Origin of the sequence: Pedobacter nutrimenti, assembly GCF_032678445.1 — a bacterium.
Classification (GTDB): Bacteria; Bacteroidota; Bacteroidia; order Sphingobacteriales; family Sphingobacteriaceae; genus Pedobacter; species Pedobacter nutrimenti_A.
In genome coordinates, this window is the sequence record NZ_JAVTSQ010000003.1 from 536,944 (window position 1) to 549,729 (window position 12,786).

At 41.4% G+C, this 12,786-nt stretch carries 9 protein-coding genes; 8 read left to right on the plus strand and 1 reads right to left on the minus strand.

Going from position 1 to position 12,786, the window contains the following annotated elements:
- Positions 1 to 7 precede the first annotated feature (7 nt).
- The 8 genes from R2S08_RS07530 to R2S08_RS07565 all read left to right on the plus strand — a co-directional run bounded on the left by R2S08_RS07530 (position 8) and on the right by R2S08_RS07565 (position 11,523).
- Entirely contained in the window at positions 8 to 1,714 is a 1,707-nt protein-coding gene (locus R2S08_RS07530; protein ID WP_316834582.1) for a hypothetical protein, read from the plus strand.
- Positions 1,715 to 1,768: 54 nt separating this feature from the next.
- Positions 1,769 to 3,013 (plus strand): hypothetical protein, encoded by a 1,245-nt coding sequence (locus tag R2S08_RS07535; RefSeq protein WP_316834583.1) that lies wholly within the window; start codon positions 1,769 to 1,771, stop codon positions 3,011 to 3,013.
- 1 nt (position 3,014) lies between these two features.
- Positions 3,015 to 3,725: a MotA/TolQ/ExbB proton channel family protein gene (locus tag R2S08_RS07540; protein ID WP_316834584.1), complete on the plus strand. Its 711-nt coding sequence runs from the start codon at positions 3,015 to 3,017 to the stop codon at positions 3,723 to 3,725.
- Entirely contained in the window at positions 3,725 to 4,126 is a 402-nt protein-coding gene (locus R2S08_RS07545; protein ID WP_108550295.1) for an ExbD/TolR family protein, read from the plus strand. The genes R2S08_RS07540 and R2S08_RS07545 overlap by 1 nt, the downstream gene beginning before the upstream one ends.
- Positions 4,126 to 4,944 carry an energy transducer TonB gene (locus R2S08_RS07550; protein ID WP_316834585.1) on the plus strand — a complete coding sequence of 273 codons (819 nt, stop codon included), beginning with the start codon at positions 4,126 to 4,128 and terminating at the stop codon, positions 4,942 to 4,944. The genes R2S08_RS07545 and R2S08_RS07550 overlap by 1 nt, the downstream gene beginning before the upstream one ends.
- Positions 4,945 to 4,964: 20 nt before the next feature.
- Positions 4,965 to 6,251, plus strand: coding sequence for a folylpolyglutamate synthase/dihydrofolate synthase family protein (locus R2S08_RS07555; protein WP_316834586.1), 1,287 nt, complete (start codon positions 4,965 to 4,967; stop codon positions 6,249 to 6,251).
- Between the two features lie 131 nt (positions 6,252 to 6,382).
- Positions 6,383 to 8,059 (plus strand): alkaline phosphatase PafA, encoded by a 1,677-nt coding sequence (gene pafA / locus R2S08_RS07560; protein WP_316834587.1) that lies wholly within the window; start codon positions 6,383 to 6,385, stop codon positions 8,057 to 8,059.
- A 71-nt stretch (positions 8,060 to 8,130) separates the two neighbouring features.
- Positions 8,131 to 11,523, plus strand: a complete 3,393-nt coding sequence (locus R2S08_RS07565) for a methylmalonyl-CoA mutase family protein (protein ID WP_316834588.1) — start codon at positions 8,131 to 8,133, stop codon at positions 11,521 to 11,523.
- A 69-nt stretch (positions 11,524 to 11,592) separates the two neighbouring features.
- Here R2S08_RS07565 and R2S08_RS07570 read toward each other — a convergent pair whose 3' ends face one another.
- Entirely contained in the window at positions 11,593 to 12,573 is a 981-nt protein-coding gene (locus tag R2S08_RS07570) for an acyl-ACP desaturase (protein ID WP_108551353.1), read from the minus strand.
- Positions 12,574 to 12,786 lie beyond the last annotated feature (213 nt).

A 12,786-nucleotide genomic window follows, 5' to 3' on the forward strand; every position in this document is an offset into this window, starting at 1 on the left:
ACCAGACATGAGATTCAGCAAATTACTATATACAACAGCCCTTTTTATTACTGCAGGAACTTTTAGCCTGCAGGCCCAGGATACCAAGACAACGGAGAAGAAAAAAGACGATAAGACCATTGCCGAAGAAATTGAAGTGGTAAGGCCGTACAAACCTGTTTTGGCAGAAGCCGTAAAATTAAGACGGAGCCCGGACTTAAACGATGTAAAGACTTACAAAGCAAAGTTCAATTATGGTTTAACTGACCGTAAACTGGAACTCAATTCTGACATCAACAAACTGCAGGCACAACAACTGGCAGATGAGCGCAAAGCCGAGCTGGTGAATAATTATCTTAAAGCTGGTTTTGGTAGTGCTTCTACCAGTATGGCAGAGGCCTATATCAACCTTGGTGGAGACGAGGCCCTGCAAGCAGGAGGTTTCTTCAGACATTTCGCACAGTCAGGGAAACTAAATGAGCAAAAATTTAACCAACAGGAACTTAGTGTTTTTGGCAGAAGTATTCTTGATCAGGTTACCCTGAGCGGCAGATTGAATTACCAGAGAAATGGCCTGGCCTTTTACGGACAGGATCCAAATAATTCCTTTCAAAACCTCAGCCCGGAAAAACAATCTTTTAATTTCTTCGAAGCAGAAGGTGAAGTCGCCAGTAAATATACAACCGATGAAAATGCATTGAGCTATGCTGCAAAAATAAACGGTTATATCTGGGGCGATAAGTTTAATGCAAAAGAAAACTCTGTCGTTTTAAATGGTTATTTGAACAAACGCATCAGCAGTTTCAATCTAGGTTTGGCTACTTCTATTGAACTGGGCAAAACCCAGGATCTTTTGGTCAGCGTAGGCAACAATATTTTTAAATTGAACCCTTACATCCGCTTACAGACCAATGGCATAAAGATCAATGCCGGAATTAACTTTGTACAGGAATTTGGGGCCTTCTCTGAAACCAGGATTTTTCCTGCAGTAACTGCAGATTTTACCCTGATTCCAGATTATCTGCAAATTTTTGGGGAGTTAAAAGGCGATGTTAACCGTACATCTTTAAAACAATTAACAGATGAAAACCCATTTTTAAACAGCAATATTGAAATTCAGAATTCCGTAGAAAAACTAAGTTTTGCGGCAGGTATTAAAGGTACAGGGGGTCCTGGATTTGGGTACAAAGTAAAAGTATACCACAAGGAAATTTCACAAATGCCTTTGTTTGTAAACAATTTTGCTACACCTTACAAATATGATGTGATCTATGACTTTGGAAACATGAAACTTCTAGGCCTGGAAGGTGAAATCTCCGTGCAGGTCAGTAACGCCTTAAAATGGACAGGTAAAGTAAATCTGGAAAACTACAAACCTGCTGCTGAATCGGAAAGCTGGTTTAAACCTCAGCTTAGGGTAAGTTCTAACTTATTGTATAACTTTAATGATAAGTTGAGCTTCAATGCAGCAGTAGCCATTCAGGACGACAGCAAAGCCAAAATCTACACTGCGCAACCTGCTGTTCCTTATGTAATTCCTGACCGTGATATAGAAAGCACAGTAAACGTAAAAGGTTTTGTAGACCTGGGTGTTGGTGCTGGTTACAAGATCAACAACAAGTTCTCTGTTTTTGCAAAAGCCAACAACTTGCTGAATAATACAACCAATGGCAGATTCTTGTACTATCAGCCAATTGGGGTTAATGTCTTCGGCGGATTGACCTATTCTTTCTAGCCGGTTTTCAATTAATAATTGGTTGATAAAGAATTAAAATTTATTTTTACCAGAATGGATATATTATTGTACTTAGCAGAGCTCCTTCAAACCCATAAAGAGGTTGGACTTCCGGAACTGGGAACTTTCTTCAAAAAGAAGTCCCCGGGACGGTATGATGCTGAGTTACATTCTTTTTTGCCACCCAGTTATGTATTGCTTTTTAAGCAGGAAGTAGCTGAGGAGACATTATTATCCGAATATATCAGTAAAGAACATCGTATATCCTTAGACGCCGCTCATCATTACCGCGACCAGTTCATTTCAAAACTGAAGCAAGAGCTGGAGCAAAATGGAGAAGCCGATTTAAGTTCTTTAGGTAAGTTGCACAAATCTGCTGATGGGATCCAGTTTGAAGCCGATCCTAAGGCCAATCTGGGTTTCGACTTTTACGGACTTCCTCAGGTTAAAGAGGTAGAAAACCTGACAACATCTGAACCTCTTACTGCTCTTGAGGAGGTCATAGTAGAAAATACGGCAGAAGAAGAAAGACAGGTTGAAACTACACCTCCGACACCTGTAGTTCCGGTTTCAGAAGAACCTGAAGAAGAACAGGTCCATGAGGAAATTGCGGAGGCACCTGTTGCTCCGGCCCAGATCGTTTCCACTCCTGCGCCAGAGGTACAACAACCTCCTGTTCAAACCCCTCCTTTCTACAAAGAACCGGATGTTCTTCCGGAAGAACCTAAACGAGGAACGCCAGTCTATCTTAAAGTCATATTGGGCGTATTGATTGCCCTGATTGCTTTAATGGTTGCTTTTCTGCTTCAGCCACAATGGTTTGACATCCTGACTGGCAATAAGATGGCTCCCGAACAGAAAACCGTACCACAAAGCCATATTAAAACCGATGTTAAAGATAGTCTGAGCACTAAAGCAGATTCTCTTACATCTTCCGACTCCATCAAAAAAGACACGCTAAAAACAACCACAAAAACAGCTCCTGTAAAGGAAGCCCCAGCTAAAACAGCAACTGCTGCACCTGAAACTCCCCCTGCGGCCCATCCCGAAGGCACCACTTACGAAGTTATAGGTTCTTCTGTATATGGAGAAAAAGCTGCCCAGGATTTTATAGCTTATATGAAAAGACAGTGGGGCATAGACGCCAAAATTGTAGACCAGAGACCCGGAAAGAAAATAAAGATCAGTATTGCTTCGTTTAAAGAGGAGACCACTGCCCGTGCAGAGCGCAAAAGATTAGAAGAGAAAATAAAGATCTCCGGATTATACATTTATACCGACACACACAAATCAAAATAATATGATCACATTGCTACAGGGGGCCAGTGATACTGCGAACCAAATGATTGATACCGCTAACGCTGTAAAACAAGCCGTAACGACCGCACCACCGGAACTTCATTTTATTGACCTTTTATTTAAAGGGGGCTGGGTAATGATCCCACTTGCACTCCTTGCTTTTTTAGGATTGGTTATTTTTACCGAAAGGTATCTGACCATTAGAAAATCCTCTAAAACAGAAACTAACCTTATGCTCCAGATCAGACAGTACATCCATGATGGAAGGCTGGAAAATGCTATTGCGCTTTGCCGCAACACCAATTCTCCTCTTGGACGAATGCTGGAAAAAGGCCTGAAACGTATCGGACGTCCGATTAAAGATATTGAAGCTGCCATTGAAAACGTAGGTAAACTGGAAGTTTCCAAACTCGAAAAAAATATTGGTATTCTAGGTATCATTGCAGGTATCGCACCTATGCTTGGATTCGTTGGAACGATCATTGGGGTAATTACAATTTTCCATGATGTATCCATCAAAGGAGCAATTGAGATTGGAACCATTTCGGGTGGTCTGTATACAAAGATGATTACCTCTGCAACAGGTCTTATTATTGGTATCATCGCTTACGTATTGTACCATATCCTGAACATGATGGTAGAAAGGATCATACTGAGAATGGAAACTGACGCAATCGAGTTTATTGATTTATTAGAAGAACCAGGAAAATAATGAATCTGCGTAAAAGAAAAAAAGGCACAGTTGAAGTGCATACCTCTGCACTTAACGACATTATGTTCTTTCTGCTGTTGTTTTTTCTGCTTGCATCTGCAGTAGTTAATCCAAAGGTTGTGAAGCTTTTGTTGCCCAGATCTGAATCCGGACAACAATCTAATGCACAAAAAACAATCACCGTTTCTATTGACGATAAACTGAATTATTTTGTAGAGAAACAAAAGGTAACTTTGGAAACACTTAAACCAGCTGTAGAAGCTTATCAAAAAGCTTCTCCTGATTTAACCATTGTACTTTATGTAGCAAGAGGGGTTTCCATAGAAAACACCATGCAGGTTTTTGATGTTGCAAATCAGTTAAAACTTAAGGTAGTATTGGCTGTTGAACCTAAAAAGTAATGACATACAATAAAGAAGAAAATAATTATCCAAAGGCACTGGCCATATCCACCGGGATCATGGCTGTGTTGCTGCTTCTCAGCTTTTTCATTGTAATAGGTTCTTTTAAACCTGTAGAAGAAGCTGGAATGGGCGGTATGGTTGTGAATTACGGTACTTCAGTTACGGGTATGGGCTCTGATTACACCAGTACTGAAGAACCTTCCGCAGATCCTAATGCCAATAAAAAAGCCCCGGATAAAGTGGTTCCGGAAAAACCGACCATTGAACAACCCGTTACACAAACGAGCGAAAAAGAAGTGGTTACCCAGAACACAGAAGAATCTGTAAATATCCATACCAAGAAAACAAAAACTACCGCTCCCCCTACAGCAACGGTAGAAGACAAAAAGCCGGCAAAGCCAACCATCAATCAAAATGCTTTGTATAAGGGTAAAGCCAACAAAGGAACTGGCCAGGGTGATGGAACCGGAGATACGCCGGGCAACCAGGGTAGTGTAAACGGCGATCCGCTGAGCAACAAATACGGCGAGGGCGGTTCTGGTTTTGGAGAGACTCCTATTGCACTGAGAAGGTTCACCAATTTAGTTACCCCCCATGACGATGGACAAAAGACAGGAAAGATTGCTGTCCGGATTTCCATCAACAGAGATGGAGTGGTTGTGAATGCAGTACCTGGTGTTAAAGGCACAACCCTGAATGACCGTGACCTATGGCAGAAATGTAAAGAAGCCGTAATGGGTGCCCGTTTAAACCAATCTGACAATGCACCGGATTTGCAAATCGGTGTCGTAGTTTTCAACTTTAAAGTAAAATAGCCATTCCAATTACTTTTGTGATGACCTACCCGCAAACCCTGGATTATCTGTACAGTAAACTCCCGATGTTTACCCGTATTGGAGCAGTCGCTTTCAAAAAAGACCTTCACAATACACTGGCCATGTGCCAGGAACTGGGAAATCCTCAGCATAAATTTAAGACCATACATGTTGCCGGAACAAACGGCAAGGGATCTACTTCACATATGCTTGCTGCCATCCTTCAACAGGCGGGTTATAAAACAGGTTTGTATACCTCCCCTCATTTGAAAGATTTCAGAGAGCGGATCCGGGTAAATGGAAAAATGGTTTCAAAACGCTTTGTAACCAATTTCGTTGAGCAACAACAAGCTATTATAGAATCCTTGCAGCCTTCCTTTTTTGAGGTTACAGTTGCTATGGCCTTCTCTTGTTTCGTAGAAGAAAAAGTAGATATTGCTATTATTGAAGTCGGTTTAGGTGGAAGACTGGATTCCACCAATATCATCACTCCGGAAGTATCTGTGATCACGAATATCAGCCTGGATCACACCAATATGCTGGGCAATACTTTAAAAGAAATTGCTTTTGAGAAAGCTGGGATTATTAAACCTGGAATTCCTGTGGTGATCGGAGAACATCATCCGGAAACAGATCCGGTATTTATTCAAAAAGCAACCGAAACCGGGAGTCCGATCTTTTTCGCAGAGGATGAGTTGACCTTGTCTTCCATAAGAAACAGCAAGGCTTACCTTATCACTTCGATACTCAACGCTACAGGCACATTGCTCAAAGATCTGCAGCTGGACCTGACCGGAACTTATCAGTTAAAAAATATCCTCACTGTTATACAAACTGTACAGCTTTTAAAAAAGCTCGATTATGCTATCTCAGACGAGGCTCTCTTTGAAGCCCTCAGAAGTGTTAAGAAAATCACCGGTCTTCAGGGCAGATGGCAAATCCTTAGTCAATCTCCACTCATTATTGCCGATACAGGGCATAACATTGCTGGTATCACAGAAGTACTCCAAAACATCCGCAATACGCCACACCAGCAACTTCACATGGTTATCGGTATGGTGAAAGACAAGGACATCAATGGTGTATTGTCGCTACTGCCAAAAGACGCCATCTATTACTTCACTCAACCAGATCTGGAAAGGGCATTACCTGCTGAGGAACTGGCTTCACAAGCTGGTCAACATGACCTGAAGGGCAAAACCTTTAAAATCATAAAAGAGGCTTTAAGCAATGCAAAAGCTGCTGCCCATCCTGGCGATCTGATTTTTGTAGGCGGAAGCACCTTTGTTGTTGCTGAAGTTATATAATTTCTTTACAATTGCTTAATGAACGACTTCCAAAGGAAGTTGTTACATTTGCCTCCTAATCCATTCAACTGCAAATCCGGCCTGACCAATCCTCATGGAAAACAGGTTTGATTAAAAGAAATTAAGTACTAATGAAACAAACATTCCTAAAATTTTCTGCATTGCTCCTGTTGTGCACACCCGTATTGGCACAACATAAAGCAGCTAAAAAACCTTCATCCACCAGCATCACCAGCTACCCTGCTTCTGTTAGCCGTCCTAAACTCGTTGTTGGCCTGGTTATAGACCAAATGAGATGGGACTATCTTTACAGGTATTATGAAAGATATGGCTCGGGTGGGTTCAAAAGACTGATTAACGAAGGTTTTTCTGCAGAAAATACTTTTATTCCTTATCTGCCTACCTATACCGCTTGCGGACACTCCAGTGTCTATACAGGATCTGTTCCTGCAATTAACGGTATCATTGGAAACAACTGGTACGATCCGGAATTAGGCAGAGATGTATATTGTACAGAAGATAAGGATGTAAAAACCGTTGGCAGCAGTTCAAATGCAGGAGAAATGTCTCCAAAAAACCTGCTGTCCAATACCATTACGGATGAACTCCGGCTTTCTACAAATTTCAGAAGTAAAGTGATTGGTATCTCCTTAAAAGACCGTGGCTCTATCCTGCCGGCCGGACATTCTGCCAATGCAGCCTACTGGTATGATGGTGTTTCCGGCAACTGGATCACCAGCACCTATTACATGCAGGAACTACCTTCCTGGGTTTCCAATTATAATCAACAGAGAAAACCAGATACTTACTACGCTAAGGACTGGAACACTTTATATCCAATCAATACCTATATACAAAGTTCAGGTGACGATAAGTCTTACGAAGGGTTATATAAAGGTGAAGACAAGACCACTTTTCCACATGTCCTGAAAAACTCCGTCGGTAAAGATTACGACCTGATCAGAAGCACACCTTACGGGAATACCATGACACTTGATCTGGCTAAAAAAGCCATTGCTGCTGAAAACCTCGGTAAAAACACAGTTACGGACTTCCTTGCAGTAAGTTGCTCTTCTACGGATTATGTTGGCCATCAATTTGGACCTAATTCTATCGAAGCTGAAGATACTTACTTAAGGTTAGATAAAGATCTGGCAGATTTCTTCACTTACCTTGATCAAACTGTAGGTAAAGGTAACTATCTGTTTTTCCTTACTGCCGACCATGGTGCTGCCCATGTCCCTGGCTTTCTGGAAGAGCACAAATTGCCTGGCGGAATTTTAAGCAACAGACAACTGGCAAAAGAGCTGAATACCGAAATCGAAAAAGAATTCAAGCTAAAAAACAGTGTACTGATCGTTATGAATAATGAAGTGATCTTTGATCACCAGCTGATCAGCGATAACAAAGCAGATTTTGAAAAAATTAAAGCTTTGGCTATTAACCATCTCAAACATCAGAAGGGTATTATGGATGCTGTTGACCTGACTAAAATCAGCAATGCCACCCTACCTGAAGAATTAAAAAGAAGGCTGTCTAACGGATATAATGCCAGAAGAAGTGGTGAAATTTACTTTATTTCCAAACCAAACTGGTTTGATGGTGGAAACACTGGAACAACTCACGGTGCCTGGTACCCGTACGATGCGCATATCCCATTGGTATTTATGGGCTGGAAAGTAAAAGCCGGTAAAACCAATAAAACCCATTATATGACGGACATTGCCTCCACCCTGGCGGCAATGCTGCACATTCAGATGCCAAACGGCAGTATAGGCGAGCCCATCACAGAGCTCACTCATCAATAAATAAGAAAGCCGCACATAACCTGCGGCTTTCTTATTTTTAGTACCTTTGTTCACCAAGTATAATCCAATCTATGGAACACATTCAGATCTATAAACCTAAAAATAAAATACGTTTTGTAACTGCCGCTGCACTATTTGACGGACATGATGCAACCATTAATATTATGCGCCGCATTCTTCAGTCCTCGGGCGCAGAGGTTATTCATCTGGGACATAACCGTTCTGTTGATGAAGTGGTAAACTGTGCTATCCAGGAAGATGTTCAGGGTATTGCCATGACTTCCTATCAGGGAGGTCATATGGAATATTTCAAGTACATGCATGACCTGCTTAAAGAAAGAGGCGCACCACATATCAAAATATTTGGAGGTGGTGGCGGAGTTATTCTCCCTTCCGAAATCCAGGAACTTCAGGATTATGGAATTACCAGGATCTACTCACCAGATGATGGAAGGAAAATGGGTTTGCAAGGTATGATCAACAACATGCTGGAACAAACTGACTATGTAACGACGACTTCAATTAATGGAGAACTAAAGAAAATACCCCACAAAGAAGTAAAGAGCATTGCTGCAGCCATAACTGTTGCAGAAAATGACCCGGAAGGTGCACAAGTCTTTGTGAATGAGCTAAAAAAACTTACTAAAGCCAATCATGCCCCCGTTCTGGGTATCACAGGAACTGGTGGCTCAGGAAAGTCTTCCCTGGTAGATGAACTGGTCAGAAGATTTTTGATCGAAGTCAAAGATAAAACCATGGCCATCATTTCGGTTGACCCTTCTAAAAGAAAAACCGGAGGTGCCCTACTTGGCGACCGGATCCGGATGAACGCCATCAACAATCCAAGGATATATATGCGTTCCCTGGCCACCCGCCAAGCCAATCTGGCCTTATCCAAAAACGTTCAGGAAAGCATCGACATTTGCAAGGCAGCGGGCTATGACCTCATCATTGTGGAAACATCCGGTATTGGACAATCGGATACAGAGATTACCGAACATTGTGACGTGTCTTTGTATGTGATGACCCCAGAATTTGGAGCAGCTTCCCAGCTGGAAAAAATCGATATGCTTGATTTTGCAGATCTGGTTGCCATCAACAAATTTGATAAACGCGGCGCACTTGATGCCCTCAGAGATGTGCGCAAACAATATAAACGCAACCACAATCTGTTCGATGCCAAAGATGAAACCATACCAGTATATGGTACAATGGCCTCTCAGTTCAACGACCCTGGAATGAACAATTTGTTCACTTCTTTAATGGAAAAAATTAAAGAAAAAACAGGGGTGGACTTTAAAGCCCAGATGATCCTTACATCAGAACAGTCTGAGAAGATCTATATCATCCCTCCAGACCGGATCAGGTATCTTGCCGAAATTGCAGAAGCCAGCCAAAGCTATAATGAATGGGTTGACCAGCAAAGTACCATTGCACGGAAACTTTACCAGTTGCAAGGGGTTTTAAGCCTTTCTAAGGAAGGCAATTCTCCAAAAGCTCCATCGATCAATTCAGATATCCATAAAGCGCTGGAAGAGGTTTATAATCATTTAGAGGAGCAACTGGATGGGCAATGCCGGAGATTACTGAGAGAATGGCCGGAAACCAAACTCAAATACAAAGCTGAAAACTTTATTTATAAAGTACGCGATAAAGAAATCAAACAGCCATTATTCTATGAATCTTTATCCAAATTAAAAATACCAAAGGTTTCTCTGCCAAGATATGAAGACTGGGGAGATATTTTACGCTGGCTGCTCACCGAAAACGTACCTGGTGAATTCCCTTATGCTGCAGGTGTTTTCCCCCTTAAACGTGATGGAGAAGACCCAACAAGAATGTTTGCAGGAGAAGGTGGCCCCGAAAGGACAAACAAGCGCTTTCATTATGTCTCTTTAGGACAACCTGCGCACCGCTTATCTACTGCATTTGATTCCGTAACCTTATATGGAGAAGACCCGCATGTACGCCCGGATATTTATGGGAAAATTGGAAATTCGGGGGTAAGCATTGCCACACTCGATGATGCCAAAAAGTTATATTCTGGTTTTGACTTATGTGCACCCTCCACATCCGTTTCTATGACCATCAATGGCCCTGCGCCAATGCTACTGGGCTTCTTTATGAATGCCGCCATTGATCAGCAGTGTGAAAAATACATCGTTGACCATGGACTGGAAGAAGAAACAGAACAAAAAATTGCTGCTATCTACCAGCAAAAAGGGATTACAAGACCTACCTACAACGGAACATTACCTGCAGGAAACAGTGGATTGGGGCTTCTGTTACTTGGTGTCACAGGTGATCAGGTTCTGCCTGCAGATGTCTATTCAAAAATTAAAGCACATGCCATCAGCACCGTTAGGGGTACTGTCCAGGCAGATATATTAAAGGAAGACCAGGCACAAAACACCTGTATTTTCTCTACAGAATTTGCCTTACGTATGATGGGCGATATTCAAAAATATTTTATAGAAGAAAAGGTCAGAAACTTCTACTCTGTATCCATATCCGGTTATCATATTGCAGAAGCGGGTGCAAACCCAATTTCACAATTGGCCTTTACCCTAAGCAACGGCTTCACCTTTGTAGAATACTATTTAAGCAGAGGCATGCATATTGACGATTTTGCCCCTAACCTATCTTTCTTCTTTTCTAATGGTATAGATCCCGAATATTCCGTTATAGGCCGTGTAGCCAGACGAATCTGGGCCAAAGCCATTAAAAACAAGTACAAGGGTAATGACCGTTCGCAAAAACTAAAATACCATATTCAAACCTCCGGCCGTTCGCTGCATGCGCAGGAGATTGATTTTAATGACATCAGGACAACTCTGCAAGCCCTGTATGCGATCTATGACAACTGCAACTCTCTACATACCAATGCTTACGATGAAGCCATTACCACACCTACAGAGGAGTCTGTAAGACGGGCTATGGCCATACAACTCATCATCAACAGGGAACTCGGACTTGCCAAAAATGAAAATCCCCTACAGGGTGCCTTCATTATCGAAGACCTTACTGATCTTGTTGAAGAGGCTGTATTGCAGGAATTCAAAAGAATTAATGACAGAGGCGGGGTACTTGGGGCGATGGAAACTATGTACCAACGTGGCAAGATCCAAGAAGAAAGCCTCTACTACGAAACCCTTAAGCATACGGGTGAATATCCTATAGTAGGCGTAAATACTTTCCTGAACAAAAATGGGTCTCCAACAATTGTTCCCGGTGAAGTAATTCGGGCTACAGAGGAAGAGAAACAATATCAGATCACCGCATTAAAAGCTTTTCAAGACAGGAATTCATCTCTTACTGAACAAATGTTAGCCCAATTGCAAAAATCAGCTATAGAAGGTAAAAATATCTTTGAGGAACTTATGGAAGTATGTAAGATATGCTCGCTTGGACAAATTTCAAATGCACTCTACCAGGTTGGCGGACAATACAGGAGAAATATGTAATCAACCTCCAATTTTATAAAAGAAAAGGCCTGAATAAAATTCAGGCCTTTTCTTTTATAAAAAATTCTATTAAGAGTGTATCCAGCTAAATTTATAATCCATTGTTGGATTCTTCATTCTTTCTGCAATACGTAATAATCTATTTGGTAAAGCCATGATATAATCACGTGCTTTTTCACCTGCTTCGTTAAGATCACGCATACCTTCCAGCTTCCATTCTTCAATAAGCTGTTGCATAATCTCTACATAATCAATAGCAGTATATACGCCTAAACGTTGAGCGGCATCTGTAAAATGGCCAAAAGTCTGTCCGATCTTCAAACCCATCTCTCTCAGGAAATGAGCAGGCATTACAATCTTCTTGCGCATCATATCTTCAAAGGCGATCATCGCTTCATTCTGATCTACCTCAAATATTTTACTCATAAAATCTTTATACGCTTTTGCATGTCTCGCTTCATCAGATGCAATGACACCGCACATTTTAGACAGCAATGCATCACCATCCTTTTTAGCAAGGGAAGCTACTCTTCTGTGAGATATATTTGTAGCCAATTCCTGAAAACTGGTATAAATGAAGTTTCTGTATGGATCATGCCCTGTGCCGATATCAAAACCATCTGCAATCAGATACTGAGTGGAAATCTCCATCTGTCTCATATCCACCCGGCCAGACAGATAAAGGTATTTATTTAAAAGATCCCCATGACGGTTCTCTTCTGCGGTCCAATGGCGTGTCCATTTCATCCAACCCCCATGTTCACTCTTATTCACCCCTTCAACCATAGTCAACCAGGATTCGTAAGTAGGCAAAGCCTCCTCTGTAATGGTATCACCAATAAGAACAGCTACAAGATCATAGGAAAGATCTTTTGCATTTTCTCTTAAGGATTTTATATCTTGAAAGAATGTGTCACTCGTAGAGTCTGGTAAAAAATCAGATGGCTGCCAATTCGTATCAATTGGTTTAAGATAGGTATGCATTACATCCAGCATATAGCCTTCAATATGGAGCATCACTTCTCTTCTTTTCTCTGCGAAAAAACTCATTGTTTTGTGTGTTTAAATTAATTGCAAAGATAACCAAAAAAATCGCATAAAATCTGACATACATCATTTTATTATTCATTCCAAATTACGTTCCCTGCTTAGGCTAGTCAAATTTTTAAAAAAACAGGGTTAAGTACAGATAATCAGAACAAAAAAAGAATCAAGCCTCTGAAAAATTATATATAAGCAGTTGACCTTATCCACCCAAAAAAG

What these genes read in the sequence shown, in the direction of transcription:
- R2S08_RS07535 (WP_316834583.1), top strand. Translation starts at nt 1,769, where the DNA reads ATGGATATATTATTGTACTTAGCAGAGCTCCTTCAAACCCATAAAGAG.
- R2S08_RS07570 (WP_108551353.1), bottom strand. Translation starts at nt 12,573, where the DNA reads ATGAGTTTTTTCGCAGAGAAAAGAAGAGAAGTGATGCTCCATATTGAA.
- R2S08_RS07530 (WP_316834582.1), top strand. Translation starts at nt 8, where the DNA reads ATGAGATTCAGCAAATTACTATATACAACAGCCCTTTTTATTACTGCA.
- R2S08_RS07555 (WP_316834586.1), top strand. Translation starts at nt 4,965, where the DNA reads ATGACCTACCCGCAAACCCTGGATTATCTGTACAGTAAACTCCCGATG.
- pafA (WP_316834587.1), top strand. Translation starts at nt 6,383, where the DNA reads ATGAAACAAACATTCCTAAAATTTTCTGCATTGCTCCTGTTGTGCACA.
- R2S08_RS07545 (WP_108550295.1), top strand. Translation starts at nt 3,725, where the DNA reads ATGAATCTGCGTAAAAGAAAAAAAGGCACAGTTGAAGTGCATACCTCT.
- R2S08_RS07565 (WP_316834588.1), top strand. Translation starts at nt 8,131, where the DNA reads ATGGAACACATTCAGATCTATAAACCTAAAAATAAAATACGTTTTGTA.
- R2S08_RS07540 (WP_316834584.1), top strand. Translation starts at nt 3,015, where the DNA reads ATGATCACATTGCTACAGGGGGCCAGTGATACTGCGAACCAAATGATT.
- R2S08_RS07550 (WP_316834585.1), top strand. Translation starts at nt 4,126, where the DNA reads ATGACATACAATAAAGAAGAAAATAATTATCCAAAGGCACTGGCCATA.